Source organism: Pantoea sp. At-9b (assembly GCF_000175935.2).
Taxonomy (GTDB): Bacteria; Pseudomonadota; Gammaproteobacteria; order Enterobacterales; family Enterobacteriaceae; genus Pantoea.
Map to the genome: position 1 here is coordinate 1,694,522 of NC_014837.1, position 26,625 is coordinate 1,721,146.

Here is a 26,625-nt window from a genome sequence, read left to right on the forward strand (position 1 = left end):
TTATCAGAGATCGAAGCGATAGCCCTGGCCGCGTACCGTGTTGATCACTTCCGTCGGATAGAGCGCGAGAATTTTTTTACGCAGACGCCCCATCAGTACGTCGATGGTATGACTTTCACGCAATTCGGCATCGGGATAAAGCTGCAACATCAGCGAATCTTTGCTGACCACTTTGCCGGCGTTGCGGATCAGGGTTTCCACAATGGTGTATTCAAACGCTGTCAGTTTGACCTGTTCTTCATTGATGGTCAGCTCGCGCCGCGAGAGATCAACCTGAAACGGTGACATTGAAATGATTTGGGACGCATGGCCGCTATTGCGACGCATCAGCGCCTGCAAACGTGCCGCCACTTCTTCGATATGGAAAGGTTTGGTGACGTAATCGTCGGCACCGGCTTCCAGCGCTTCCACTTTCGCCTGCCAGCCTTCACGCGCGGTCAGTACCAGAATCGGTTGGCGAATGGCATCGCCACGCCAGCGGCGGATCAGCGACATACCATCTTCGCCCGGCAGGCCGAGATCGACCAGTGCGATATCCGGTACATGCTCCTGGAGGAAATAATCGGCTTCTTTCGCATCTTCTGCGGCATCCACCTGATGGCCCATTTCACGCAATTGCACGGCGAGGTGATGACGCAGCAGCGCATTATCTTCCACAACCAGAACACGCATAGCATTTCCTTACTTTCAACATATTGATAGAGAAAAGTATATGCCAGGCCAGCTAAACCGCAGATTAACGCAGGCGAGCCGTGGCGCGCCTGCGCGGATAGCGATTACTTCAGATCGTCAACCATCTGGACCGCACGGCCAAGGTAGTTTGCTGGCGTCATCTGTTTCAGACGCACTTTTTCCTCTTCCGGCAGCTCAAGGCTATCAATAAATGCCTGCATACCGGCGGCATCTACGCGTTTACCGCGCGTCAGCTCTTTCAGTTTCTCATACGGCTTCTCGATGCCATAGCGACGCATCACCGTCTGGATCGGCTCTGCCAGCACTTCCCAGTTGTGATCCAGCTCGTCAAGCAGACGATCGCGGTTCACTTCCAGCTTGGAGATGCCTTTCAGCGTCGCCTGGTAGGCAATCAGGGCATAACCCACGCCAACACCCAGGTTACGCAGTACGGTGGAGTCCGTCAAATCACGCTGCCAGCGTGAAACCGGCAGCTTGCTTGCCAGATGCTGCATGACCGCATTCGCCAGACCGAGGTTGCCTTCGGAGTTTTCGAAGTCGATCGGGTTAACTTTATGCGGCATGGTTGAAGAACCAATCTCACCGGCGATGGTTTTCTGTTTGAAGTGGTTGAGCGCCACGTAGCCCCAGATATCGCGATCAAAGTCGATCAGAATGGTGTTGAAACGCGCGATACAATCGAACATTTCGGCGATGTAGTCGTGCGGCTCAATCTGCGTGGTGTAGGGGTTCCAGGTAATGCCCAGCGAGGTGACGAAGGCTTCGCTCAGCTGATGCCAGTCCACTTCCGGGTAGGCAGCGATGTGCGCGTTGTAGTTACCGACCGCGCCATTGATTTTACCCAGGACTTCGATGCTACCCAGCTGACGCAGCTGACGTTCCATACGGTAAGCGACGTTCGCCATCTCTTTACCCATGGTCGACGGCGTTGCGGGCTGGCCGTGGGTACGGGACAGCAGCGGAATATCACGATATTCCTGCGCCAGACCTTTCACTGCGGCAATGATTTTGCTCCAGTACGGCAGGATCACGTCACGGCGCGCGGTTTCCAGCATCAAAGCATGCGACAGGTTGTTGATATCTTCAGAGGTGCAGGCGAAGTGGATAAACTCAGATACCGCGTGCAGGGCAGGGACGTCGGCCACTTTCTCTTTCAGAAAGTATTCCACTGCTTTCACGTCGTGGTTGGTGGTGCGCTCGATGGTTTTGATGCGCGCTGCGTCAGTTTCATTGAAATTGGCGACGATGGCGTCAAGGAAAGCGTTTGCGTCAGCATCAAATGCAGGAACTTCCTTGATCTCTGCGGTCGCGGCCAGTTTCTGTAACCAGCGAACTTCAACCTCAACGCGGAATTTCAGCAAACCGTATTCGCTGAAAATCGCGCGCAGTGGGCTGACTTTATCGCCGTAACGACCATCGACAGGTGAGACGGCGGTCAGAGAGGATAATTCCATCAGTGCAACTCCTGAATCGTTTAACAAAGCGTAATGCCGGAAAGACGCTTAATACGCCGTTCCCAGCCGGGATAAAATGGTTTTTGCCTCGCTCAGCAAACGCTGGCGCGAGAACATCAGCTGCAGGCGGCCACCACCAACCTGCTGCCATAATACGGCAGAGCGGATACCCGCCAGTAGCGCGGCACGCACGCGGCCCTGAATCTGTGAGCTTTGTAACACCTGCGGTGATCCGGTCACCTGAATGCGCGGGCCAAGCGGGCTTATCACGTCAACGTAAATCGCCGCCATCGCGCTGGTGATGGTGTCGGATTCCAGTTCGTAGTGCGCCAACTGGCGATCGAGCTGGCTGATGCGTTGGGCCAGGGTGTTTAATGCCTGTTTGTTCCCGTGCAGTTTACGTTCCAGCACCATCAGACTCAGGGTATAGCGGGTTAACTCTGCACCGGCACCCTGACGGCTGCTGCTGTTCAGCACCGCCATCAGTGTTTCCAGCCCAAGGCGCAGATTGGCTTCATCATTGCCATACACCGCCAGCGTCGAGCCGGGATTGAGATCGAGCAGGCTGCGCAGTGACACGCTCAGCGCGTCATTATTGCAAGTGCCCTGATGCGCCAGTTGCTGGACCAGATGTGCAGCCTGACAGACACCGGCCAGCGCCAGCGTAATCTCATAATAGTTTTTAGCCACGCTTACTCCTGTATACGCGTCGGCAGCGCCGACCTTAGGCCGCTGCCCAGGGCAGACGCTGTTCAATAATGCCGCCACCGAGGCAAACATCGCCCAGGTAGAACACGGCAGACTGGCCCGGCGTGACAGCAGCAACCGGCTCATCAAAACGGACTTCAATCCGGTCATCGCCGTGCGGAATAATTTCGCACGGGATATCGGTCTGGCGGTAACGGGTTTTCACTGTGCAGCGCAGCGGCGCGGTAATGGGCTGACGATCCACCCAATGTAGCTGCTGGGCAATCAGACCCACCGACATTAAACGCGGATGATCGCCGCCCTGGGCCACAATCAGGCGGTTGCGCGCGACGTCTTTATCCACCACGTACCAGGGATCGTCATTGCTTTCTTTGCGGCCACCAATACCCAGCCCTTTGCGCTGACCGAGGGTGTGATACATCAGCCCCTGATGCTCCCCGACGATTTCACCGTCAACGGTTTCAATCGCGCCCGGTTGAGCAGGGAGATAGCGGCCAAGGAAATCGCGGAATTTGCGTTCACCGATAAAGCAGATACCGGTGGAATCTTTTTTCTTCGCGGTGATCAGATCAAGCTGCTCGGCAATGCGACGCACTTCGGGCTTTTCCAGTTCACCCACCGGGAACAGGCTTTGCGCAACCTGCTCGTGGCTGAGGGTGTAGAGGAAATAGCTCTGATCTTTGTTGCCGTCGAGGCCGCGCAGCAGGCGGCTTTGACCGTCAATATCCTGACGACGCACATAGTGGCCGGTCGCGATAAAGTCGGCACCGAGATCTTCGGCGGCAAATTCGAGAAACGCTTTAAACTTGATCTCTTTGTTGCACAGAATATCCGGGTTCGGCGTGCGGCCCGCTTTGTACTCTTCGAGGAAATGCTCAAAAACATTGTCCCAGTATTCAGCGGCGAAGTTAACTTTATGCAGTTTGATGCCGAGTTTGTCACAGACCGCCTGCGCATCAGCCAGGTCGTCAGCGGCAGTGCAATACTCCTCGCCGTCGTCTTCCTCCCAGTTCTTCATGAACAGGCCCTCGACCTGATAGCCCTGCTGTTGCAGTAACCAGGCGGAAACGGAAGAATCGACGCCGCCGGACATACCGACGATCACTTTTTTCTGGCTGTTGTCAGACATGACGCACTCTTGATTACGATAAAAACAGGCGGCGTATTCTAGCACGCGGAAGCCGGGTGCGCACCCTCATGAAATGGCCACTGGAACGGGGCAACCAGTTGCAGGGGATAGCGCGCGCCCTGTTGCCATAATCGCACACTTTCCGCCACCAGCGGCGAACGGAGCTTATCTGCGCTGATAATCTGCTCTGGCGTGAGCCACCAGCAGCAATCGATGTCATCGTCATGCGGGGTGGTTGCCACCGTTTCTGCCAGGTCCAGACCAAACAGGAAACGCACAAAAGGCGTATTATCCGGGGCAATCCACTGCTGTACGCCGAGAAAATAATCGGGTTTGGCCGTGATGCCGGTCTCTTCATACAATTCGCGCTGGACCGCTTCCAGCAACGTTTCATCCGCTTCCAGATGACCGGCCGGCTGGTTCCAGGTGGCGCGGCCATTGACCTGTTCTTCCACCACCAACAGTTGACCTTTAGCCTGCACGATGCACGCCACGGTGACATGAGGTTTAAACATCGATTCTCCCGGATTGTTAACCTGAAGTTATTGAAAATTCTGCGCTGATATCACGCCATTCACCCGGTGCCAGATGATCTAACTGATATTCCCCCATGGCATAACGAATCAGGCGCAGGGTGGGGAAACCGATATGTGCCGTCATCCGGCGTACCTGGCGGTTACGTCCTTCATATAAGGTGATTTTCAGCCAACAGGTCGGGATCGCTTTGCGCTCGCGGATCGGCGGCTGGCGTGGCCACAGCCATTCCGGCGCGGCGACCCGCTCGACACCGGCAGGCAGGGTGGGGCCATCATTCAGCGTGACGCCGCTCCGCAGGCGGGATAAATCTGAATCCTGCGGCTCGCCTTCCACCTGCACAAAATAGATCTTACCGGTACGCTTACCGGGCTGTGTCAGCCGCGCCTGGAGTGCACCATCGTTGGTTAACACCATCAGCCCTTCACTGTCGCGATCGAGGCGGCCTGCGGCGTAGACGTCCGTGACCGGCACGAAATCCTTCAGGGTGCGGCGTCCGGCCTCATCGCTAAATTGCGGTAAAACATCGAAAGGTTTGTTAAAGAGTATGACGCGTAACGGGCCTTTTGGCCGCGCATCGCGGCGGACAGGCTTACGCGCCGGGCCGCTGAATCGTTTATCCTGGTGAATTCGTTGGGAAGTTTTTCGCATGGGCTTTGCAGTCGGTGACAATCAGCGCATTATAACGCGAAACTGCGGTGATTGGCGCGGCGGAAATATTCAAGTAGTATTGACGCGCATCTTACAAATCATTAACAAAAAATCGCTCGAAGGAGAGGTTAATGGAAAGCAAAGTAGTTGTTCCGGCGGAAGGTCAGAAAATCACCCTGGATCAGGGCAAACTGGTAGTACCAAATAACCCGATCATCCCCTACATTGAAGGTGACGGCATCGGTGTTGACGTTTCCCCCGTGATGCTGAAGGTGGTTGATGCCGCTGTGAAGAAAGCCTACAACGGCGAGCGAAAAATTTCCTGGATGGAAATTTACACCGGTGAGAAATCAGTAGAACTCTATGGCCAGGACGTCTGGCTGCCGCAGGAAACCCTCGATTTAATCAAAGAATATCGCGTTGCCATCAAAGGCCCGCTGACCACACCGGTTGGTGGCGGTATTCGTTCTCTGAACGTTGCGCTGCGTCAGGAGCTGGATCTGTACGTGTGTCTGCGTCCGGTACGCTACTACAAAGGCACCCCAAGCCCGGTAAAACGTCCTGAAGATACCGACATGGTGATCTTCCGTGAAAACTCCGAAGATATCTATGCCGGTATCGAGTGGAAAGCCGGTACGCCGGAAGCGGACAAAGTGATCAAGTTCCTGCGTGAAGAGATGGGTGTGAAGAAAATTCGCTTCCCGCAGCAGTGTGGTATTGGCGTGAAGCCGTGTTCAGAAGAAGGTACCAAACGTCTGGTACGTGCGGCAGTGGAATACACCATCACTAACGATCGTGACTCCCTGACGCTGGTGCACAAAGGCAACATCATGAAGTTCACCGAAGGTTCTTTCAAAGACTGGGGTTACCAGCTGGTGAAAGAAGAGTTCGGCGGCGAGCTGATCGATGGCGGCCCGTGGATGAAGTTCAAAAACCCCAACACCGGTAAAGAGATCATCGTGAAAGACGTGATCGCTGATGCCTTCCTGCAACAGATCCTGCTGCGTCCGGCTGAGTACGACGTTATCGCTTGTATGAACCTGAACGGTGACTACATCTCTGACGCCCTGGCGGCGCAGGTTGGCGGTATCGGTATCGCACCGGGTGCGAACATCGGTGACGAATGTGCACTGTTCGAAGCGACTCACGGTACGGCACCGAAGTACGCAGGTCAGGACAAAGTGAACCCAGGTTCCGTTATCCTCTCCGCTGAAATGATGCTGCGTCATCTGGAGTGGTTCGAAGCCGCAGACCTGATTGTTAAAGGCATGGAAGGCGCAATCGCCAACAAAACCGTGACCTATGACTTCGAACGTCTGATGGAAGGCGCTAAACTGCTGAAATGTTCAGAGTTTGGTGACGCGATTATCGCGAATATGTAACACCCTGCGGTGTCTTTACCCTGATCACCGGTTGGGTGATCAGGGTAGTTTTCTGCCTGCAAAGCCGCTCAAAATAAACTGCAATGGCTCGTTACAAACAGATTTGTTAAGTTAGCGGATAAAGGTTCGTTTTACGCGAACGGATGTCATGAAGTATGGAATCCAAATAAGAGCCGTTATCACATTTCTGAAAACAGGGACAAGTTCATTATATCCAATTTTGACGTTGGGGATTAACATGTAAAGCAGATAGACATTTAATGACATTGTTGCCACGACTGATATCAAAAAGAAAATATAAAACGTGGGCAGGATCTTTTTCTTTTTTAAGAAAAAGGAAAGGACTGTGACTGTGAACAGGAATTGTCCAATATAAATAGCAAGAGAGAGTATGAAGAAAGTTTTTGCATTGGCATTCAGGTGCGAATAATTTTCTGTCATAACTTTAAACGCATCTGTCATTGAAAAAAGATAGGAAGCAGCAGTGACTATCAGCCCTATCAGGGGTAAAAACAGAACCCCCCCAATTTTTCTGAAATGTTTTTCTTCACATTTATCGCAAAACTCTCTGTCCTGAGGTATTTCCACCCCACACTTTGTGCATCCCCATTCCATAGATAAACCTTGGAAATATTTAATAGTTATCATTAGATTATGCGTTCAGTAACGCGGATGCAACGGTATCGGGAGCCATGTATACAATACTGATAATTTATGAATTAATTTGAGTTTGGAGAGAATATTCACAATGTCGGTAAGAAATTCTGCTTCAGATTGGATGCGCGTTCGATTCAAATACCCAGGTCAAACCAGACGTCATTTGGTCGCAGCCACCACATAGCATTCACCTGGTGCCTCGAACCCCTTCGTCGTTTCGTAGCAATGTAATGACGTCTCGATTTCATGCCAGGCGGATTCTCGTTCCGTGCAGGGAAGGGACGCCATCATCGCATTGAATCCACCAAATGCTTCGCGGGCGACCCTAACGTACTCCGTTGCGCTGGCCGCGCGATGCGGGACGAGCACGGTGCTGATCGAAAGGTTGCTAAACCCCGCCTGGATAAACAAGCGTTGGAGCACTTCCGGGTAGCCGAGGCTAAAGGGACCGGGTTGTCCTGCAACCGGGGGAGGGAGCTGCGCCCGTCTGCGGATAATTGACGCGGGTATTGCCCCCCAACTGTTGCGATCGGCTGTTGAAAAAACCGCCACCGCAACATGCCCGCCGGGTTTCAATACCCGATGCCACTCGCGCAGCGCAGCCCCAGGATGGGGCATATACATCAGACCAAGCCGACAGATTACGGCATCAAATGACGCATCCGGCAGAGATAACACCTCACCATCCATGACTCGGGTAGCAACCTGTGTTAATCCGCGGTCACTGGCCGCCTGACGCGCCAACGCAATAATGCCGTCTGAAATATCGGTGGCTAATACATAACCTTCGAGCCCAACGCGTTCGGCAGCACTGAACGCGGGTTCACCTGCTCCTGCGGCGATATCCAGCACGTGCTGCCGTGGTTGGATAAAGGCTGAGTCGAGAATCTGGCGGGTCAGTTCACCATACCAACGTTCCAAAGTGGCGTGCCAGTAATGCCATGCAGCACCATCTTTATTCCATTGCTCTCGCTGTGTTTGTTTGTACTGTTCAGCATCGAATGACGTGGACGGATCTATCATGTTATTCATTCCCATGATTAATCATTGCCTTTACGGGACAGTATAGACAAGCAGCGAACCCTTGGCGCATAGGTGATGATTACCGTGCTAATAATAAACATAGCAACAAAAGTTAAGTTTCCACCGGCAATTTTTGAGATGATTCTGATGCCCCTTCAAGAGCTAAGCCATTGCGAGTGCCGGAGATAAGCGCCGGGTGGGGCATTACCTCTTCTACGCGATAAATTGTGCTGTCACCCTTCTCCCACGCGGCAAAATTTTGAACCAAGTAACATACACAGCGAACATTTCGTGCCTTCCCGTCACCAAACCGCTATCGTCAGCGCTCAATTCAAGGAGGCGCTATGCAGGGTGTGATGAAGTTCGTTAAAGGCTGGTTGCTGTTTTCGTTGCTGTGGGGCGTGTTTATGTGGTTTGTCTCCTGGCAGGCGCAGGGCAAGGAGATTGGCTTGGCGGTAGTGATGAGCCTGTATGCCGGACTGATCTACCAGGCACTGATGACCATGGTGGCCCGCTACAAAGCACGTAAATCGCAGGCATAATTTTCGCATCTGCTCAATGCTCCCCACGCAGCTTTGCGTGGCACTGACATTAATTTGCACAGGATCAGGCACGCTAAGCGCACTTTGGACCACTTTGCAGGTGAGTTGATGATGAGGAAGTTGCCGCTAGCCGCCTGGTTTTTTCTGCTGTTGTCATTCGGTTCTTGTGCGCAGCCCTTGCCGGGGCCAACGAGTCTGCATGTGCATAGCGGCCGCCATCTGGATGCCGGAAACAGCGGCATGGCGGATGTGGCGGAAACGCCAGATGAACATATTCAGGAGCGGCAGGATGAGGTGGGGTATCACCAATAAAAAAAGCTGCGGTAGAAGCTACCGCAGCTCGGGTTACAACGTTGACGGCTTACCACTTACTGGTGGTATTTCCACGCCTGAGCCCAGTTGAGACCGACTTCCGGCTCGTAATGGAGCTTAGAGAACTCGTTCGTCTGGCTACACCAGCCCGCGACGACACACTCGAACAGTTTGCCTTTGTGTTTCACCACGTCACCGGTTTTATAGTTGCTGCCGTATACCCAGTCAGGGTAACCGGCGGATTCAGACAAGGCCGGGACAATGATCTGCTCAACCAGAGTACGTTTCTCTTTGCCTGCGGTGACTTCTACTGTCACGCTCAGGTTCTGCTGCTGGTTGGTTTTGGCGATGGTAAAGCTCTGCTGAGCCTGACCGTTGCTGCCACCCTGAGCCCCTGATGGCAAGGTCCATTCGTAACCTGGCACGCTGGTGGCTGCGGTCGTGTGAGAAACGCCGCCAGTGAAGGTCATGCTGCTGCCCTTGTCCTGCGACGGCAGGGATAACTTCAGGCTGGTGATAAATGCCTGGTCGTTATTCTGCACCGGTTCGCTGGTCACTTTGACCGCGTGTGAGCCGGTCGCAGAGCGTGCCCCTTTGACGCTGCTGGCGACAACTTCAGCAAGGTAATCGCCCGCGGCCAGACCGGCTTTGATCTGTCCATTCTGGTCAATACCGTTAGCGATCAGCTGCGCGCCTTGCTTCAGCGTCCAGGCGTAAGTTGCCTGTTCAAAGTTCGCTTCCGCCTGCAATTTAGCCGGGTTAACAGAACTCATATTGTCGGCACCGCTAATCATTACTGCCGGTTTTGCCACGTTAATGGTGACAAACGATTCACCCGTCTTGTTATCACCATTGGTAGCGGTAACGCGGAATTTCGCCGAAACATCAAACAGATTCTTTGGTACCACGATTTCAGCCGAGGCTTTATCTGACGTTTTCACCGTGATTGAGCTGTGACCCGCAACCTGTTCCCATTTCCAGGTCACCTTGTCCTGGTTGCTGTTAGCGCTGACGGTATAGCCATATCCATAGTCGCTGGTGCCGACCACGTTAATGCTGGTTCTGTCGAGGGTAACTGTCGGCACCTGGCTTTCCGGTGTTTCCGGCACTTCCGGGGTGCTTGCATCACAATAGGTTTGGCCGTTGAAGTTATAGGTGGCTGGGCCGGACATCGCTTCGTTTACCTTGGACGCGACACCGTTCTGTGAATCCAGTACTTTAGTGTCGACCACACCGTTATAGTCTTCGCTGAAGTTATAGTAACTGCCATTGGCCTGCTTATTACACACTGCGGCGTTCATACTGTTCAGAATCAGGCCGTTATCGTTACTTGCGGCCCAGGCGAACATGCCACCCAGTTTGTATTTCTTCACCAGATCGCCTTTGGCGATCACTGAACGTTGCGAGTCAAAGGTTTCGACCTGCGCGGTTGGGTTACCATTGACAGATGCAATCGGTTTCCAGATATACGCGGCTTCCGCCTGCTTATCGTAATAAACGTTCTGCTTCTTACTGATAATGGTGTCGTACAGTTCGCGATAGTCGGTCACGCCATGCTCATAGCTGCCGTTGCTGCCGAGGCCCTTACGGCTGACTTCTTCACCATTGGCAATACCATGCCAGAACAGTTTATCGTGCTCCGGTTTCACACTGACACTGTGCCAGCCACGGCTGTAGGCCGCTGCACCCACCACCAGTTTTTCTGACGGGAAGTTCGGGTTATTGTCGAGAATGGCTTTCACCGCGCCTTCGGTACTGAATCCGCGTTGGGCCTGTTCACCCGTCATATCGTTGCCCTGGCCATCAATGATGATGTTGCCAGCTTCGTCTTTAACTTTATTCTGGCTGCCCTGCTGATAGTAGGTACCGGCAATCGGTTTGGCATAGACGGCTGCCTGATGCCCCGGATTACGTGCAAAGGCACCGTACATGTCGTAAGTCATGATATTGATAAAATCAAAATCATCTTTCAGGCTGTTGAAGTCGATAGCCGCGAGTTTAGCCGGAGAGGCGCTGACTGCCGCACTCAACTGTTTACGCTGGGCACCGCTAAATTTGGCATCCATAGCCTGGCGCAATTCTTTCACCAGTGCGGTATAACGTTCTCTCTCTTTCTGGTAGCCATCAATGGCCAGATCGCCCATCGCGGACGGTCCGGTGGATCCTACGAATTCCCAGTCCAGATCGATACCGTCCACGAACGGATTCTCGCTGAGGAAGTTCATCACCGAGTTAACGAAGATATCGCGGCCTTCTTTGGTTTCTACCATCGCGTGGAACGGTGAGCTCATCGACCAGCCACCAATGGAGACCATTACGTTCAGCTTCGGGTTGGCTTTCTTCATTCTTTCCAGCGTCTTCAGGCCATAATAAGACGCCTGCGGATCGTAACGGGTAATGTTGAAATCGCCCTGTTGTTTAGCCGGGCTATCGGTTCCCTGCCAGCCGGTCTCGCCATTTTCGACCGGGAAATTGCCCTGACCACACATCGCTTTCAGGATCTTCTGGCCGCGCTCGTTGCCTTCCGCAATCAGGCCGGTGTTGCCGGTCGAAGGCAAGGTCACACTACCCGGACGCTGCGCACCAAAATCACACAGACCGAGGAAGCTCCAGAAAATGTGGGTCAGGTTTTTCGCCGGGACTAAATCGGCGGAGAATGAGCGTTCCCAGTAGGCCCACTCGTCGTAATACATACCGACAATCTTGTTGCTGTTGAGCTGGAAAGGAACGTTTTTCTCCAGATTCGCGGCAAACCCATTCTCGTTTTCGCCAAGAATCAGGTTACTGCTGTTACCCGAAGAGGGGTAAATATCACCGGGCTTGGCGTACTCAACTTTATACACCTGATAGTTTTTTGGGCTATGTGGATGCAGCCCTTCCATATCATTGCTCCAGGCCTTCCACTGAATTTTGGTTTTCAGTCGATTGCCGCGATGACGGCTAACGTCACCGGCAGACCCATGCTGGTCGGCACTGATTTTGCCACTTTCTTCAGGGGTCACTTCAACCGCAAATACATTGCTGCCATAAATAGCCGATAGCGTCGCTATGGCAATAATTGATAACTTCTTCACTGAACATCTCCATTATGTAGTTCGATGAAAATAATAAGTAAATTGTTCAGTGGATAAGTTGAGAGAATTCTTCAGGATCAAGAGAATTGGAGAGGGGAATAAACAGAACATCGGCAAAGTGGGATAATTATAAAGAAGTGTTTGTCGTTGCTGAATTAACTTTGCGCCTCCCTGCGCAAATCAAACGGTTATTTACGTCCCAACAAAAAACCGATCACGATACCGACACTGGCGGCGACGGCTAAACCGGTGACAGGATTATCGCGCACGCTTTTAATCATGCAATCGGCGGCATCCTGGGCAGCATAACTGGCCTTGGCCGGATAACGACGCGCTGCGCCCTTAAACTGATGGCGGCGTGAGCCGGTCACTTCGCCCACTTTCTCTTCGACCGCGCCTGCTGCCTCATTCAATTTTGCTTCCGCTTTTCCAGTCATAATTGACTCCCTGATAATTGTGAATCGCCATTTCAGCGTAGTCAGTGAATTCGTCATCGGCAACCGGGGTTTGCAGGATAGTGAAATCCTGACCAGGCTTGGTAAAGGTATTTGACTCAGGAGGCACGATGAAACGTGACGTATTAAATGAAGACGATTACGACGAAGTCTGCCGGGTGATCGGAGATGCGGTGATTGTGCTGGCGGAGTGTGGGCACGAAACCAAACGGGAAGAGATCGCCAGCTTGTTGAAACGCACACGTCAGCATCGCGCCCATGATGAACGCGATGAACAACGTATGCTGGAACACGCTATCCGGCTGGTAAAACCGTCCTGAAAGAGCGGGCGTCAGGCTGACGCCCGCTAGCGGTTATTCCAGCACTATCCCCTGAATCAGGCTGGCTTTAACCACGGTGACATCCTTTATACCGAGTGCATGCATATAGCCTTCCACCAGCAGCAAATTGCTGACATCGGTGGCGCGATAATCGCCCGTCAGTTCGCTGTCACCTTTCCAGACTTGCTGTTTTGCCACCTGCTCCAGTGTCGCGAGGTCATAACGATTATCGTTAATTTTCAGCTGATTCTTAATCGAGAAACCATGCACACCGCCGATGCCGATCACCCGACGCGTGGCGAGATCCTGTTTGATCTGTGGCGGAACATCGTTGTGGGCATAAAACTCGACGAAACGCAGCACGGAAGGACGCCAGGAACCGATCGGATTGGGCGATTGCGCCGCGGGCTGATTTTTTAATACATCGACAATAAAGTTTTTCAGCGTGACCGAGGCAAGTTTGCCTTGATACACATCAGCAACCGGCTGACCAGGCTGGTCACGCCACGCCGTCATCTGCATCGAACCGCCGCCGATATCCCACACCAGCAGATCCTGATCGCGTAAGGTTGGGTCATGCAGTGCCGCTTTGGCAGAACGGAAGCCCAGCTCAGCTTCCTGCTGCTGGCTGATAATTTTCAGCTGCACGCCGGCTTGCTGGTTGAAGCGATCAATCACCGCCTGGCCGTTGCTGGCAGAACGGAACACCGCAGTGGCGACACCGCTGATGCGTTGCGGATGATAGCGCCGCGCCTGGGTGACCAACTGTTGCAGGGCGGTTAAACCTTGCTGCTGGATGGTCTCATCCAGTTGGTTGTGAGTCGAACGTGCCAGTGCATCGTTGTAACCCACCGGGCGTTGATCCTCGAACAGCACTTTACCCAACTGATGTTGGCAAATATTCACCTCGAACACGGCTATTTTGGTGGCACCGGAACCCATATCAATCCCGGCACGGGTTTGCCAGCAGTTATCCGCAAAGGCCAGTGAAGGCAAAAATACAGCAAAAAACAGCACTACAACGCGTACCACAAGTCGCATAGCGGCTCCTGTCAGAGGAAAAAATTAAAGGGAAAAACTAACGTGTGCCGCGATAAGCCGGATACCAGCTCACGAGGAAATGACGCAGATGATCAAAACACCATTCAGCATCCTCTGCCTGCTGGCAGTAATAGCGCAGGGTGATTTTTTCATAGTGCAGATGGCGTTGCTGTAGTGGCGACCAACTCCAGTCGAGTACTGCGCGCGCATAATTGACCAGCGCGCCACTTGCCATGTTGTGCTGCTTCTCCTGACGGGTGAGATACAGTTCAAAGGCCTGGTCGAGACTGAGCGCCTCATCTTTGCTATTGGCCGAGTAGATTGGCCGGAAGGCGACATCAATAAAACCACATACTCCATCGTCACGCTGTTGCCAGTCACAGGCCAGGGTCATAAACCATCCCTCCTGCAAATTCACTTCTTCCAGCAGGCGGCGCAAGTTGGCGGAGTGCTGGCACACCGCAATCTCTTCAATACGATCCGTCTCCAGCGTGAGATCAATGCCGCAGGGATTAACGGAACCATCCGCATTGGTGGTTGCAGGGAAGGGGAACGCAATGTAGCTGTTGTTATCCAGACTCTTTTCCATGACGCAGCCTCTCAGCGTGACGATTTCTGACAATAAACACGGCTTACGGACATGTCCAGGTGATCATGGTGTTTTGATACGGATTAATCAGGCGAAACTGTTTATCCGACAAACGCTGGGCGTAATAGCCCTCTGGCGTCACCGCCGAGGGGATGTACTGAAAACGGTCATTAGAGTGCAGCGGGCCGCTTTTTACCATCACGCCGTCTTTGCTGACGGAGAAGGCCGTTACCAGGTCGAAAATACGTGCTTCGGTGTTGCCCATTGCCTGACCATAAATGGTGGCGACTTGCCCGGGGCAATCCACTCCTTTGGGGGCGGAACTACAGCCAGCCAGTAACAATAAGGTGAGTACTACGGTGATTCGCAACATGGTCCTGTTCCTGGTTCGATCCCTGGTTTGCCGTGGCACGAAAATCTATCATATGACCACGATATGCTGATCATAGCAGGTCTGGCGCCGCTTCCCATTTGCTATTTGTGTAATCGTTAAGCGATGAGAATGTTAAGGGGTGACTTTGCTAGCAGATAAACGGTATTCTTGCCACTATTGCGCGATGGACAGGCCTGGCCGGGAGAAATGAATGAGAGAAGAACAAGCAAGTCTAATGATTCTTCAACACGCGATTGATAAGCTTGAAACTGAACAAAAACAACAGGTGATGCACTGCGCTGCGGCAATTCGCGCAGTGATGCAACAGTATCATTCTGACGATGCGGGTCTGGCGCTGATGTTAGTGGCGGCAGAAGTGGCCGCCGAAGAGTAACCCCTAACGATTCATCTCTCCCACTAACCAGCGGTGGATAATACCGACGATGTATTGCTGCTGGTCTGCTGATAGCGGCTGATGGGCCGCGATACCATGCCATTTTGCCAGACAGCCACGACAACAGGTTGCCGTTGCGTGTTGGGCAATAAACACCGGATGGCCCCGCATCGGCGTCTGTTTCCCGTCATTGTGCGGTTCGGCATCCGCCAGGCGGCGTGCAACAAAATCCGCCGCATGCTGGTCGATGATATCCGGTCCTTTATCCAGGCAATATTGCCGCTCCTTTGGCCCCAGGTGAAAACGACTGCGAAAGGTCGATTGTGCCAGGCGAGCAAAGAGCGCATTTTCATCTCTCATAACATCCTCCTGGCGCGATCATAGCGCATTAGTCCTTATCCTGGTTCAGTTTCCTGCTGGCTGTGCTAAACCTGACCATGAGTCCAAAAGGAGGATGAGATGAAAAAAACCCTGTTTCTGATTGGTACTTTTAGTCTGGGCCTGCTGCTGGCGGGCTGTGCTTCTGATCATGTGATGCATACCAATGATGGTCAAACCATCGTCACCGAGGGTAAACCGGTGGTGGATAAGGATACTGGCATGATTACTTACAAAGATATTTACGGTAAGGAACAGCAAATAAATCAAAGTCAGATCAAAGACATGTCTTCAGTCGACAATTGATTTTTCCCTGACGGAATGTTCCGGCCCGCATCTGGCGGGCCATCCCCCGCCGCACGACGTCATTTTGTGATACCCTCTGCAAAACCCTAATGAAATCATCATCTAACCTCAGCGGAGAATCCAATGAAGGCGATAGCTATTGTCGCAGGTCTGCTGGCGTGCCAGATTGCGCCCGCCTGGAGTGAAAGCGAATTCCAGATCACCTGTCCGGGCCGTCCGACGATGACGGTTTCGCGTGCCGAATATGGCCTTAGCATGCTGATGTGGCCCACGCACCATTTCCAGATTGCGGCGGGAGAACAACGCACCCGCTTGCAGGACGGTGACCCGGTGGCGATTACCCGTTTCCGCAATGGTGATCAGCTAATGGTGAATAAAAACAATGGTGACACCTTTTTCGTTTACGCAGACAGCGATAAGCTGTTGCCCTGCAATCGCACGGAAAAACGCGATATTGATATCCTCTCGCTGGAACGTTACGACGACAGCCAGCATCCGCCTTCATAATTGCCGCCACAAGGAGTCGACTATGCAACTCAAGGTCACGGAAAGCGTCACCTGGCAGGATCTCGATGAGGTTCGCCTCGGACTGAACGCCTTTAACAGCCGCTTTATTAATGTTGATGAGATCAAATCAATAGGTGTGTTTGTTACCGACGCTGATGGAAAAAAACTGGCAGGACTGACCGGCTCCACCAGCGGCAACTGGTTGCGGATTGATATGTTATGGGTGAGTGATGCGCTACGCGGGCAGGGCGTGGGAAGTCAATTGATACGGGCCGCCGAAGACGAAGCCCGTGCGCGCGGCTGCTGCTATGCCCAGGTGGATACCGCCAGTTTTCAGGCGCGGCCCTTCTACGAAAAGCTCGGTTACAGCTTACGCTTCAGCCTGGATAACTATCCACGCCATCATCAGCGCCATTACCTCAGCAAATCCCTCTGATTAAGCAGGCCGCTGGCGTAAATCCAGCGGTGCCTGTTCCGCTTCATCAATCGCTGCCAGCCAGCTTTGCAACGTCATTTTCTGCCACGACAGATGGCCACGCGTGGTGCTCATCAACACCACATCCGGACGTAACGCGCGGTAAAGATCGAGTGACTGGAGTAACTCCGCCGGATTACTTTCCGGCACCAGCACGCTAATCCAGCGATGATGTTCGCGCGTCAGGGTATCGCCGACAAACAGATAGGTGCGGCCCAGCGGCGAGTGATAAAGATAGCTGCTGCTGCCAGGGGTATGTCCGGGGGTAGGGAGCAGGTGAAAATCGCCAAAGTGTACCTCCTGCTGACTGAAGGTATCATCTGGCTCAATGATGCGGCTGACCGGGCCGAGTGCGCGATTGTGGCAATACAATGCGCTGTTAAAGCGCTGCTGAATCATCAGTGCGCCGGGGGCAGCCTCGTGCCAGTGGGTCAGATAATGGCGAATGACACCGCCCGCATCGGCCAGCACTTCATGATCCAACGGGTTTTCCACCCGACCAATCAGCAGGTTGCCACGTGGATGACGCAACATAAATCCATGCATCATCAGATCGCTTTCCGCATGGTCTGCGGGAAATTCGGGTGTGGAGATCCACAAGTCGTCGTAGAGCGGCTTCAATGTCGGTCTCCTGCGGCAATGCCGTTAGCGCAATGTCGGGTGGCCGGTAAAGGCGAACTGGGCTTCTCCGTGCTGAATCTGCAAACAGGCGCTGGCACCGAGGGGAAGCGTGACGGTGTCAAAGCCGTGACCAAAGGCCAAATCGCTGATCACCGGTAGCTGATACTCATCCCGCACACGTTGCCAGACCGTCTCGAAATCGAAACCGTTATCGTAGTCCGAGAGGGTGGTGCTGGTGAAGCTGCCGGTCACGATCGCTTTTTGCCGCGCCAGAATGCCACTTTGGTGCAGTTGAATCAGCATGCGTTCAATGCGGAACGGATGTTCATTCACATCCTCGATCACCAGAATACCGTCTTCAATCTGCGGTAACCAAGGGGTGCCAATCAGCGAACAAATCATCGCCAGATTGCCACCCCATAAGGTGCCTTCCCAGCGGCCTTCATCCGGGCTGGCGCTGCGCCAGTTTATATTGACTGTAGGTGATGTAAGCGCTTGCCAAAAGTGAGACAGGGTAAAATCAGATAATGTCTCTGCGCCAAAATTACCTGCCAGCATCGGCCCGCTAAAGGTGATCAGCCCGGTTTGTGCCAGCAACGCCAGTTGCAGTGCAGTGAAGTCACTGTGGCCGCACAAGGCGACGGGTTGGTTCAATAACTGGCGCTGTAAGCCGACATAATCGACACCATCCAGCAAGCGCGACGCGCCATAACCGCCGCGCACCGCCAACACAATATCCGGCAGTGGGCTGAGTGCTGCCAGTTGATTAACATCATCCAGTCGCTGCTGGTCGCTACCGGCAAAACGCTGAAAACGACGGGCGATGGCGGTTTGGTTATCAATATGGTGGCCTGCCGCCTGCAAACGTGTCACGGCGCGTTGGGCAGCATCCTGATTGTGGCAATAGCCGGAAGGGGCGATTAGGCGTATCGAACGGGGGGCAACCATAACTCTCATCCTGTGTGGGTTGGCTTGCCGATGATGACGAAATGCGTTACGGAAGTCACGAGCTGGCAAGGTTTTTTACGAATTTAGGACAAACGGTAATTTAACCCAACGGCAAGCCAGGTATGATAGGTTGCGCCGAATCTATTGCGGAATCCAAAATTCAGTGAAAATCCGACTACTTATGCTCTCTGCGCTATTGTTGGCAGGCTGTGCCAGCGAACCGCAGACCGTGGTAACGCCAGAGAAGAATACACCTTTAACCCAGGCTCCACCGTCAAAAATCACCGACGCCTGGTCAATGTTTACTGAAGATGCCGCCAGTCATTATGGCGTTGATGAAAAGCTTATCAGCGCCATTATTAGTGTCGAATCAGGGGGCAACCCCACTGTGATCAGCCGTTCCAATGCGGTTGGTTTGATGCAGATTAAAGCCGCCACGGCGGGTCGCGCGGTGTATCGCGCCCAGGGTCGTCGGGGCCAGCCGACCTCATCCGAGTTACGCGATCCGGCAAGGAATATCGATATTGGCGCGGCCTATATCCGTATTTTGCAGGAGTCCGAACTGGCGGGCATTCGTGATCCGCTGACCTTGCGTTACGCGACCATCGTCTCCTATGCCAACGGTGCTGGTGCGCTGCTGCGAACCTTCTCACGTGACCGCGACCGTGCCATTGCCATGATCAATGACATGACGCCGGACGAGTTTTATCAACACGTACAGAATAAACATCCGGCCGCCCAGGCTCCGCGTTACCTGTGGAAAGTGACCACGGCGTATCGCACCATCGGTTAATCACTGATTCGTAGCGGCGCGATTCCGGGCGCGTTGTCAGAAAAAGACGCGCGATTAATCGCGCCGCTACGGCTTGATTATCCCTCCACCAGCAACCTTGCTGTGGGATAATCCACAATCAACACCTTCACATAGCCGCCGCGTAACGCGCCGCGAATCGCCTGCGCTTTCTCTTTACCACCTGCCAGCGCCACCACCTGCGGGCAATTCTTCACCTGCGCCAGCTCCATACCAATCACCGGATCTTCCGCTGTGCTGAGTACCGGCTGCCCGTCAGCGTCAAAATAATGCAGACAGATGTCACCCACCGCACCGCGTTGCGCCAGGGTGCGCAGCATCTCTTCGTCATAATAGTTGCCGGAATTACGTAGCAACGCTGACGGCTCCAGATCGCCAATCCCGACAATCGCCAGATCCACTTGCTCGAATTTCTCCAGCACCACGGCAACATCGGGGTTCACCGACAGACGCTGGCGATCCTGCACCGAATGTTCAATCGACTGCGAGGGCAGCAGCCATGCCGGACAATTCAACAACGCCGCCAGGTTTTGTGTCAGGATGGTGGCCTGTACGTTGCCGTTGGTGCCAACGCCACCCAGCAACTGAATCACCCCACGACAGGGCGCATTGAGCGGATGCAAAGCATCCACCATCGCCCGGATGGTCCCGCTCCATGAGGAGATGCCGATCAACTCATCGGCGCGTAAACGTGTTTCCAGATAGTGTGCAGCCGCAGAGCCGATCGCCTGCTTAATCTGCAACGCCGAAGCCTGTTCTGCCACATCAACAACGATCGCCTGCGGTAGCTGGTAAGTCTGCTCAATGGCTTTCTCCAGCTCAGGAAACACGTTAGCGGGCGGGACCACGCTAATCTTCACTACGCCTTCCTTTACGCTGCGATTAAGAATGCGTGAAACAAAGGATTGCGACAATTTCAGTAGCTGAGCGATGTCCGATTGTTTCAGCCCTTCCACATAATAAAGGGTGGCAATCTTCACCATCAGCCGCTGTTCATCCTGTTTTGCCATGATTTATCCCTCTCCAAATCTGCCTGGTATTGTTAATCAGCCGGTCATAAATAACAACGCTGAACAATTTGTGATCGTTTTCGCTTTTTCAGGATCCGGCATTGGACGGCATCCTCGTTGGGGTGCATAGTCATTATGCATATAAAATCGCATTTGAATATATATTCAAGCGGAGAAAAAATCCAATGAAAGCATCCCTCGTCAAAGTTACCCTGCTGGCTTCACTCCTGACGTTGTCTGCTGCCTCACAGGCAGCAGATAAGGGCCTGCTGGCCATTATTACCCCGTCACACGACAACCCCTTTTTTAAAGCCGAAGCCGATGGTGCACAGGAAAAGGCGAAAGCGCTGGGCTACACCACGCTGGTGGCCTCGCACGATGATGATGTCAACAAACAAAACCAGTTGATTGAAACCGCCATCGCGCGCAAAGCCAAAGCGATCATCCTCGATAACGCCGGGGCCGATGCCACGGTTGGGCCGGTGCAGAAAGCCAAAGATGCCGGTATCCCCACCTTCCTGATTGACCGCGAAATCAACAAGACCGGCGTGGCGGTAGCGCAAATCGTCTCCAACAACTATCAGGGTGCTCAGCTCGGCGCGCAGAAGTTCGCCAAATTGCTGGGCGGCAAAGGGGACTACGTTGAGCTGCTGGGTAAAGAGTCTGATACCAACGCTGGCGTGCGCTCGCAGGGCTACCACGATGTGCTGGATGACTACAGCGATATGAAGATGGTGGCGCAACAAAGTGCCAACTGGAGTCAGACCGAAGCCTTCAGCCGCATGGAAACCATTTTGCAGAAGAACCCGAATATCGTTGGGGTGATCTCCGGTAACGACACCATGGCGCTCGGGGCGGAAGCGGCGCTGAAAGCGGCAGGCAAAACCAACGTGATTGTGGTCGGTTTTGATGGCAGCGATTACACCCGTGACTCGATCCTGAATAAAGGCAACATCAAAGCCACGGTGCTCCAGCCGGGCTGGGATCAGGCACAGATGGCGGTGGAGCAGGCGGATTATTACCTGACGCATGGCAAAGCGCAGAAGGAAGAGAAACAGCTGATGGATTGCGTGCTGATCGACGACAGCAACGCCGCGAAGCTGAAAAACTTCCGTCTGGCGCAGTAACCGGGGGGACGGCATGAAGGGCAGAGCGACAGGCGGAATCATCATGGTGGCACTGGCGTTGATGTTGACGGCGTGCACGGTGGTGGATCTCGACGCAAACGGCAATCCCATCATGCCGAAAGATCCCCACGCCAAACCCGGCTACACCAATCAGACGCCGCAGCAGATCGCGGAGGAGAGCTGGCAAAGCCGGGTGGCGCAACCGGCGGAGAAACAGGCGCTGAGCTGGAACGATATGGAAACCAAAAGCCATACGTTGAAGGCAGGCACCAGCGAGAGCGTCTTTGTGCGTGCCGGCGGCACGGTCACGGCGCTGGATAGCAGTAACGATCGTGAGCGTGTACTGACCGTCACCATTAACGGTAAACCGGTCAACGTGCTGATTGGTCCGGTATTGCGCAGCAATGCTATTCGCGATGCCGCAGGTTTCCGTTTCGAAGAGTTCACTAATCAGGTGCAGTACGCGCAACTCACCAAAGCGCTCAACCGTCATGCGGTGAAACAACTGCCCACCGTGGATGCCAGCTGGCAAGGCAAACCGGTGCAGATGGTACTGGCGGTCACCATCGGGCCGGGCACCGTAGATGAAGTGGTGGCGATTCAGTTGCAACAGGGGAATGGATGATGAGTGACGAAATTATCCTGCAAGCGAATCATATTTCGATGCTGTTTCCTGGCACCCTGGCGCTGGATCGGGTGGATTATCGCGTCTGGCGCGGCAAGGTCAACGTCATCATCGGTGAGAACGGTGCCGGTAAATCGACGCTGATGAAAATTCTCGCAGGGGTGCAGCAACCCAGTACCGGCGAAATGCTGCTTAACGGCCAGAAGGTGGTGTTCCACAGTACCCGCGATGCAGCCCGCCACGGTATCGGTATGGTTCATCAGGAGCTGAACCTGTTTGAAAACCTCAGCGTGGCGGAGAACATTTTTCTGGGTCGCGAGATCCAACAGGGAATCCGTCCGATCAATGAGGCGGAGCAGGCGCGTCGCACCGCCGTGTTGATGCAGCGCCTCGATCAGCCGATCTCGCCACAGGAGAAGGTCGGTAATCTCAAAGTGGGTCAGCAGCAGCTGGTGGAGATTGCCAAGGCGCTGGCGGAGGATGCCGACATCCTGATCCTCGATGAACCCACCTCGGCGTTGAGCAAAACCGAGGTGGAAATTCTGTTCCGGGTGATTCGGGAACTGACGCGCCAGGGGGTTTCGATCATTTATATTTCGCACCGGCTGGAGGAGCTGATGGCGATTGGCGATGTCATCACCATCCTGCGTGATGGACGCTTTCAGGCTGAAGCGCAGGTGAGCGATATCGATGTGCCGTGGATTGTCCGTGAAATGCTCGGCAGTGAGCCGGTCAGCAACTTTCTGCCGCCAAATCGGCAATTTGGCGCGGCGGTGCTGGAAGCGGAGCACATCACCTGCGTCAGCCCGAACGGTAACACGCTGGTGGACGATGTCAGCTTCCAGGTACGCGCCGGGGAAATTGTCGGCATCTATGGCCTGATGGGAGCCGGTCGCACCGAATTGTTTGAATGCCTGCTCGGCAGCCAACGTAATTATCTTGGCAAATTGTGGCTCGACAGCAAACCGCTACCCACCCGGTTGCCCACCGCTGAACGCATTCGCATGGGGATGAGCCTGGTGCCGGAAGATCGCAAGCGCGCCGGTATTTTTCCCATCTCGTCGGTGGCGAGCAACCTGACCATCGCCAGCCTGTGGCGTCGTCTGTCGCATCGCATGGTGATTGCCCAGCAGGCTGAGCGTGAAGCGGTGACCAGCACGGTCGGCAATCTGGCGATCAAGGTGTCATCGCCGGATGTCGCCATCAGCGCGCTGAGCGGTGGCAATCAACAGAAAGTGGTGATTGGTCGGTCATTACTGACCAATCCCCGCCTGTTACTGCTGGACGAACCGAGTCGCGGCATTGATGTCGGGGCCAAAGCGGAGGTGTTCCGCATGATGGTGCGGTTGTCAGAACAGGGCATCGCGGTGTTGTTTTCCACCTCCGATCTAAAAGAAATCATGGCGGTTGCCGATCGCATTCTGGTGATGTCCGGCGGCAAACTTACGGCCGATCTTCCGCGTGCTGAGGCGGAAGAAGCGGCACTGGTCAAAGCAAGCGCACAGGGGTTCTCTTGATGAAAAGCAACAGTGCCGTGGCGTTCGCCGCCCAACCCGCGAAAGCCTTTAACTCACGTGAAGGTCTGATTCTGCTGTTGTTAAAACTGCGCACTTTTATCGCGCTGTTTCTGATTGTTGGCTTCTTCTCGGCGACGGTGCCGGATTTCCTCGCGCTCGGCAGCATGGTGATCATGGTGAAGCATATCGCGATTAACGCCTTTCTGGCGTTGGGTATCACCTTTGTCATCATTACAGCCGGTATCGATCTCTCAATCGGTGCCACGCTGGGCCTGTGCGGCATGATCGCGGGCTGGCTGATCACCAAAGGGATTGTGTTGCCGATGTTTGGCATCGCGATTTTTCCCAGCGTCTGGGTGATTGTGCCGCTGGTGCTGCTGGTCGGGGCTTTAATCGGCGCGGCGAATGGCTGGATTATCACGCGTTACAACGTTGCCCCCTTTATTTGCACCCTTGGCACCATGTACATCCTGCGTGGCGCAGCGATGCTGACGTCAGGCGGGGAGACGTTCCCGGGCTTACAGGGCAACCCGCTACTCGGTAACACCGGCTTTGACAAAATCGGTGCAGGCTATTTTCTCGGTTTGCCCTGGGCCATCTGGATGATGATCGTGCTGGCGCTGGTGATTGCTTATATTGCCCGACGGCTGCCCTTTGGCCGCCAGGTGTATGCCATCGGTGATAACGAACGTGCCGCCGAGCTCTCCGGGGTGAAGGTCAGGCAGGTGAAAATCTGGGTGTATACCTTGTCTGGGTTCTGTGCGGCGATTGCCGGGATTGTGGTGTCCTCGCAGTTGGTCGCCAGTCATCCGGCCAACGGGACCTCATTTGAAATGAATGCTATCGCCGCAGTGGTACTGGGCGGTACTTCGCTGGCAGGCGGACGCGGCACTATTCTCGGTACGCTGGTGGGGGCATTTGTGATCGGCTTTCTCGCCGACGGTTTAATCATGATGGGGGTCAGCGAGTTCTGGCAGATGGTGATCAAAGGCATCGTCATTATTGTCGCGGTGATTATCGACCAGATGCAAAGCCGGATGCAGCAAAAGGCAGCGGTGGTGGCCCAGAAAGCGCTGATTGAAGAGGGAGGCAGCGGAACGAAGCTTTAATCGGTTGGGGCGCAGGCGGCATTTGTCTGTCCCCCTTTTTTTGCTATGCAGGAATATATATTCAGTATCGATTTAAAATTCAGAGGTAACCATGAATCCTTTCAAATACTCTGTGGACGAACTGACCGCCAAAGCGCGCGCGGTGCGTCGTCGCATTATCCAGCTCAATGCTGGCAGCCCGGCGGGGGGACATACCGGGGCTGACCTGTCGCAGGTGGAAATCCTGACGGCCCTCTATTTTCGCATTCTTAACTGCGCGCCGGACCGCATCAACGATCCACAGCGCGATATCTATATCCAGTCAAAAGGCCATGCGGTTGGCGGCTACTACTGCGTGCTGGCCGAAGCGGGCTATTTCCCCACCGACTGGCTCCCCACCTATCAGCATGCCGACTCTCATCTGCCGGGGCACCCGGTACGGCAAAAAACGCCCGGTGTGGAGCTGAATACCGGGGCGCTTGGGCACGGCCTACCGGTGGCGGTGGGTATCGCGCTGGCCGCCAAAAAAGATGGCAGCAACCGGATGGTGTATGTGGTGACCGGCGATGGCGAACTGGCCGAGGGCAGCAACTGGGAAGCGGCGCTGGTTGCGGCCCATTATGGTCTCGATAACCTGGTGATCATCAACGATAAGAACAAGTTGCAGCTGGCCGGGCATACCCGCGACATCATGAATACCGATCCGCTACCGGAGAAATGGCGGGCGTTTGGTTTAGACGTGACCGAATGCCATGGCAACGATATGGCCGCCGTCGTCGCAACGCTGGAAAGCCTGCCGCGTAACGGCAAACCACAGGTGGTGGTGGCCGATACCGAGAAAGGTTTTGGTATCTCCTTTATTCAAAGCAAGGCTGAGTGGCATCACCGGGTGCCGAAGGGAGAAGAGATCGCTCAGGCACTGGAGGAGCTGAAAGATGAGTAACGCACAACACCTGGCCAATGTAATGGTCAATGCTTTTATCGATGCGGTGAATCGCGGTATCGATCTGGTGCCGGTGGTGGCGGACTCGACCTCCACCGCCAAAATCGCTCCTTTTATCAAGGCGTTCCCGGACCGGCTGGTCAACGTTGGCATCGCAGAACAGACGTTGGTCGGCACGGCGGCGGGGCTGGCGATTGGTGGCAAAGTCGCGGTGACCTGTAACGCGGCTCCCTTCCTGATTTCCCGCGCCAACGAACAGGTGAAAGTCGACGTTTGTTACAACAACACTAACGTCAAATTATTTGGCCTGAATGCCGGGGCCAGTTACGGCCCGCTCGCCAGCACCCACCACAGCATTGATGACATCGCCATCATGCGCGGTTTCGGCAATATCGAGATTTATGCGCCGTCCTGCCCACTGGAGTGCCGCCAGATCATCGATTACGCGTTGGACCACGTGGGGCCGGTGTATATCCGACTCGACGGGAAAGACCTGCGGCAGCTACATGATGACAGTTACCAGTTCCGTCCCGGCAACATCGATGTGTTGCGCAGCGGCAAAGACATCGCCCTGGTGGCGATGGGATCGACCGTGCATGAAATTGTCGATGCCGCCGAGCAGCTGCAAAGCCAGGGAATCGACGCAGGTGTGATCGCCATTCCATCGATTCGCCCTTGTGATACCCAACAGTTGCGCGAACTGTTAAATCACTATCCTGCGGTGATTACCGTGGAGGAGCACAACGTCAACGGTGGCGTCGGCAGTCTGGTGGCCGAGGTATTGGCCGAAGGGGGATGTGGCATCCCGTTACTGCGGCTCGGCATTCCGGATGGGCAATACGCGATTGCCGGTGATCGTGCCGCAACCCGCGCCCGACACAGCATCGATGCCGCCAGCGTGGTGAACAACGCGGTGCGTATCTGCACAGGAGAGTAAA

Annotated in this window: 32 protein-coding genes; 15 read left to right on the forward strand and 17 right to left on the reverse strand. The window is 54.3% G+C overall.

The window, feature by feature from the left end:
- Nucleotides 1-3: 3 nt before the first annotated feature.
- The 6 genes from phoP to rluE form a co-directional block, all read right to left on the reverse strand.
- Complete coding sequence (gene phoP, locus PAT9B_RS07710) at nucleotides 4-672, reverse strand: two-component system response regulator PhoP (protein ID WP_013508695.1); 669 nt, start codon at nucleotides 670-672, stop codon at nucleotides 4-6.
- Nucleotides 673-776: 104 nt separating this feature from the next.
- Nucleotides 777-2,147: an adenylosuccinate lyase gene (gene purB, locus PAT9B_RS07715; protein WP_013508696.1), complete on the reverse strand. Its 1,371-nt coding sequence runs from the start codon at nucleotides 2,145-2,147 to the stop codon at nucleotides 777-779.
- 48 nt (nucleotides 2,148-2,195) lie between these two features.
- Complete coding sequence (gene hflD, locus PAT9B_RS07720; protein WP_013508697.1) at nucleotides 2,196-2,837, reverse strand: high frequency lysogenization protein HflD; 642 nt, start codon at nucleotides 2,835-2,837, stop codon at nucleotides 2,196-2,198.
- A 34-nt stretch (nucleotides 2,838-2,871) separates the two neighbouring features.
- Nucleotides 2,872-3,984, reverse strand: a complete 1,113-nt coding sequence (mnmA, locus tag PAT9B_RS07725; RefSeq protein WP_013508698.1) for a tRNA 2-thiouridine(34) synthase MnmA — start codon at nucleotides 3,982-3,984, stop codon at nucleotides 2,872-2,874.
- A gap of 38 nt (nucleotides 3,985-4,022) precedes the next feature.
- Entirely contained in the window at nucleotides 4,023-4,499 is a 477-nt protein-coding gene (locus tag PAT9B_RS07730; RefSeq protein ID WP_013508699.1) for an NUDIX domain-containing protein, read from the reverse strand.
- 16 nt (nucleotides 4,500-4,515) lie between these two features.
- Nucleotides 4,516-5,169 carry a 23S rRNA pseudouridine(2457) synthase RluE gene (gene rluE / locus PAT9B_RS07735; protein WP_041525762.1) on the reverse strand — a complete coding sequence of 218 codons (654 nt, stop codon included), beginning with the start codon at nucleotides 5,167-5,169 and terminating at the stop codon, nucleotides 4,516-4,518.
- Between the two features lie 131 nt (nucleotides 5,170-5,300).
- Here rluE and icd point away from each other — a divergent pair, with 131 nt between their 5' ends.
- Complete coding sequence (icd, locus tag PAT9B_RS07740) at nucleotides 5,301-6,551, forward strand: NADP-dependent isocitrate dehydrogenase (protein WP_013508701.1); 1,251 nt, start codon at nucleotides 5,301-5,303, stop codon at nucleotides 6,549-6,551.
- Between the two features lie 111 nt (nucleotides 6,552-6,662).
- Here icd and PAT9B_RS07745 read toward each other — a convergent pair whose 3' ends face one another.
- On the reverse strand, nucleotides 6,663-7,166 hold the full coding sequence (locus tag PAT9B_RS07745; RefSeq protein WP_013508702.1) for a DUF2569 family protein: 504 nt from the start codon (nucleotides 7,164-7,166) through the stop codon (nucleotides 6,663-6,665).
- Between the two features lie 201 nt (nucleotides 7,167-7,367).
- On the reverse strand, nucleotides 7,368-8,231 hold the full coding sequence (locus PAT9B_RS07750) for a class I SAM-dependent methyltransferase (RefSeq protein WP_013508703.1): 864 nt from the start codon (nucleotides 8,229-8,231) through the stop codon (nucleotides 7,368-7,370).
- A 344-nt stretch (nucleotides 8,232-8,575) separates the two neighbouring features.
- On the opposite strand from PAT9B_RS07750, the gene PAT9B_RS07755 reads away from it, so the two are divergent.
- Both PAT9B_RS07755 and PAT9B_RS07760 read left to right on the forward strand, forming a co-directional pair.
- The gene (locus tag PAT9B_RS07755; RefSeq protein WP_013508704.1) at nucleotides 8,576-8,773 is read left to right on the forward strand and encodes a DUF6404 family protein; all 198 of its coding nucleotides are present in this window, start codon (nucleotides 8,576-8,578) and stop codon (nucleotides 8,771-8,773) included.
- Between the two features lie 108 nt (nucleotides 8,774-8,881).
- Complete coding sequence (locus PAT9B_RS07760; protein WP_013508705.1) at nucleotides 8,882-9,085, forward strand: hypothetical protein; 204 nt, start codon at nucleotides 8,882-8,884, stop codon at nucleotides 9,083-9,085.
- A 56-nt stretch (nucleotides 9,086-9,141) separates the two neighbouring features.
- Here the strand turns inward: PAT9B_RS07760 and PAT9B_RS07765 are convergent, their stop codons facing one another.
- Together PAT9B_RS07765 and PAT9B_RS07770 are read right to left on the reverse strand one after the other, a co-directional pair.
- Nucleotides 9,142-12,159, reverse strand: a complete 3,018-nt coding sequence (locus PAT9B_RS07765) for a glycosyl hydrolase family 18 protein (RefSeq protein WP_013508706.1) — start codon at nucleotides 12,157-12,159, stop codon at nucleotides 9,142-9,144.
- 188 nt (nucleotides 12,160-12,347) lie between these two features.
- A complete protein-coding gene (locus PAT9B_RS07770; protein WP_013508707.1) occupies nucleotides 12,348-12,596 on the reverse strand; it encodes a YqjD family protein in 249 nt (82 codons plus the stop codon).
- 128 nt (nucleotides 12,597-12,724) lie between these two features.
- On the opposite strand from PAT9B_RS07770, the gene PAT9B_RS07775 reads away from it, so the two are divergent.
- Nucleotides 12,725-12,934 (forward strand): DUF2767 family protein, encoded by a 210-nt coding sequence (locus PAT9B_RS07775; protein WP_013508708.1) that lies wholly within the window; start codon nucleotides 12,725-12,727, stop codon nucleotides 12,932-12,934.
- Nucleotides 12,935-12,967: 33 nt separating this feature from the next.
- On the opposite strand, the gene PAT9B_RS07780 is transcribed toward PAT9B_RS07775, so the two are convergent.
- From PAT9B_RS07780 to PAT9B_RS07790, 3 genes are read right to left on the reverse strand one after another with little or no spacing between them, the layout of a single operon-like run.
- Nucleotides 12,968-13,975, reverse strand: coding sequence for a Ppx/GppA phosphatase family protein (locus PAT9B_RS07780; protein ID WP_013508709.1), 1,008 nt, complete (start codon nucleotides 13,973-13,975; stop codon nucleotides 12,968-12,970).
- Nucleotides 13,976-14,012: 37 nt separating this feature from the next.
- Nucleotides 14,013-14,564: a hypothetical protein gene (locus PAT9B_RS07785; protein ID WP_013508710.1), complete on the reverse strand. Its 552-nt coding sequence runs from the start codon at nucleotides 14,562-14,564 to the stop codon at nucleotides 14,013-14,015.
- A 43-nt stretch (nucleotides 14,565-14,607) separates the two neighbouring features.
- The gene (locus tag PAT9B_RS07790; protein WP_013508711.1) at nucleotides 14,608-14,937 is read right to left on the reverse strand and encodes a hypothetical protein; all 330 of its coding nucleotides are present in this window, start codon (nucleotides 14,935-14,937) and stop codon (nucleotides 14,608-14,610) included.
- A 211-nt stretch (nucleotides 14,938-15,148) separates the two neighbouring features.
- Between PAT9B_RS07790 and PAT9B_RS07795 the strand changes: the two genes are divergently transcribed.
- Nucleotides 15,149-15,331 carry a hypothetical protein gene (locus tag PAT9B_RS07795; RefSeq protein ID WP_013508712.1) on the forward strand — a complete coding sequence of 61 codons (183 nt, stop codon included), beginning with the start codon at nucleotides 15,149-15,151 and terminating at the stop codon, nucleotides 15,329-15,331.
- Between the two features lie 3 nt (nucleotides 15,332-15,334).
- On the opposite strand, the gene PAT9B_RS07800 is transcribed toward PAT9B_RS07795, so the two are convergent.
- Nucleotides 15,335-15,691, reverse strand: a complete 357-nt coding sequence (locus PAT9B_RS07800) for a DUF4186 domain-containing protein (protein ID WP_013508713.1) — start codon at nucleotides 15,689-15,691, stop codon at nucleotides 15,335-15,337.
- Nucleotides 15,692-15,790: 99 nt separating this feature from the next.
- Between PAT9B_RS07800 and PAT9B_RS07805 the strand changes: the two genes are divergently transcribed.
- The 3 genes from PAT9B_RS07805 to PAT9B_RS07815 all read left to right on the forward strand — a co-directional run bounded on the left by PAT9B_RS07805 (nucleotide 15,791) and on the right by PAT9B_RS07815 (nucleotide 16,958).
- A complete protein-coding gene (locus PAT9B_RS07805; RefSeq protein ID WP_013508714.1) occupies nucleotides 15,791-16,015 on the forward strand; it encodes a YgdI/YgdR family lipoprotein in 225 nt (74 codons plus the stop codon).
- Nucleotides 16,016-16,138: 123 nt separating this feature from the next.
- Nucleotides 16,139-16,522 carry a hypothetical protein gene (locus tag PAT9B_RS07810; protein ID WP_013508715.1) on the forward strand — a complete coding sequence of 128 codons (384 nt, stop codon included), beginning with the start codon at nucleotides 16,139-16,141 and terminating at the stop codon, nucleotides 16,520-16,522.
- A 22-nt stretch (nucleotides 16,523-16,544) separates the two neighbouring features.
- Complete coding sequence (locus PAT9B_RS07815) at nucleotides 16,545-16,958, forward strand: GNAT family N-acetyltransferase (RefSeq protein WP_013508716.1); 414 nt, start codon at nucleotides 16,545-16,547, stop codon at nucleotides 16,956-16,958.
- On the opposite strand, the gene PAT9B_RS07820 is transcribed toward PAT9B_RS07815, so the two are convergent.
- Both PAT9B_RS07820 and ldcA read right to left on the reverse strand, forming a co-directional pair.
- Nucleotides 16,959-17,618, reverse strand: coding sequence for an MBL fold metallo-hydrolase (locus PAT9B_RS07820; protein WP_013508717.1), 660 nt, complete (start codon nucleotides 17,616-17,618; stop codon nucleotides 16,959-16,961). It lies immediately after the preceding gene.
- Nucleotides 17,619-17,642: 24 nt separating this feature from the next.
- The gene (gene ldcA / locus PAT9B_RS07825; RefSeq protein ID WP_013508718.1) at nucleotides 17,643-18,566 is read right to left on the reverse strand and encodes a muramoyltetrapeptide carboxypeptidase; all 924 of its coding nucleotides are present in this window, start codon (nucleotides 18,564-18,566) and stop codon (nucleotides 17,643-17,645) included.
- 151 nt (nucleotides 18,567-18,717) lie between these two features.
- On the opposite strand from ldcA, the gene emtA reads away from it, so the two are divergent.
- A complete protein-coding gene (gene emtA / locus PAT9B_RS07830) occupies nucleotides 18,718-19,359 on the forward strand; it encodes a membrane-bound lytic murein transglycosylase EmtA (protein WP_150105813.1) in 642 nt (213 codons plus the stop codon).
- Between the two features lie 77 nt (nucleotides 19,360-19,436).
- Here emtA and PAT9B_RS07835 read toward each other — a convergent pair whose 3' ends face one another.
- On the reverse strand, nucleotides 19,437-20,387 hold the full coding sequence (locus PAT9B_RS07835) for a sugar-binding transcriptional regulator (RefSeq protein ID WP_013508720.1): 951 nt from the start codon (nucleotides 20,385-20,387) through the stop codon (nucleotides 19,437-19,439).
- 185 nt (nucleotides 20,388-20,572) lie between these two features.
- Between PAT9B_RS07835 and PAT9B_RS07840 the strand changes: the two genes are divergently transcribed.
- The 6 genes from PAT9B_RS07840 (at nucleotide 20,573) to PAT9B_RS07865 (ending at nucleotide 26,624) form a co-directional block, all read left to right on the forward strand.
- A complete protein-coding gene (locus PAT9B_RS07840; protein WP_013508721.1) occupies nucleotides 20,573-21,514 on the forward strand; it encodes a D-ribose ABC transporter substrate-binding protein in 942 nt (313 codons plus the stop codon).
- A gap of 13 nt (nucleotides 21,515-21,527) precedes the next feature.
- Nucleotides 21,528-22,139, forward strand: coding sequence for a DUF2291 family protein (locus tag PAT9B_RS07845; RefSeq protein WP_041525763.1), 612 nt, complete (start codon nucleotides 21,528-21,530; stop codon nucleotides 22,137-22,139).
- Nucleotides 22,139-23,656: a sugar ABC transporter ATP-binding protein gene (locus PAT9B_RS07850; protein WP_013508723.1), complete on the forward strand. Its 1,518-nt coding sequence runs from the start codon at nucleotides 22,139-22,141 to the stop codon at nucleotides 23,654-23,656. Before PAT9B_RS07845 ends, PAT9B_RS07850 begins: the two co-directional genes overlap by 1 nt.
- Complete coding sequence (locus PAT9B_RS07855; protein WP_013508724.1) at nucleotides 23,656-24,765, forward strand: ABC transporter permease; 1,110 nt, start codon at nucleotides 23,656-23,658, stop codon at nucleotides 24,763-24,765. The genes PAT9B_RS07850 and PAT9B_RS07855 overlap by 1 nt, the downstream gene beginning before the upstream one ends.
- Before the next feature lie 91 nt (nucleotides 24,766-24,856).
- Nucleotides 24,857-25,687: a transketolase gene (locus PAT9B_RS07860; RefSeq protein WP_013508725.1), complete on the forward strand. Its 831-nt coding sequence runs from the start codon at nucleotides 24,857-24,859 to the stop codon at nucleotides 25,685-25,687.
- Nucleotides 25,680-26,624, forward strand: a complete 945-nt coding sequence (locus tag PAT9B_RS07865; RefSeq protein ID WP_013508726.1) for a transketolase family protein — start codon at nucleotides 25,680-25,682, stop codon at nucleotides 26,622-26,624. Before PAT9B_RS07860 ends, PAT9B_RS07865 begins: the two co-directional genes overlap by 8 nt.
- Nucleotide 26,625 lies beyond the last annotated feature (1 nt).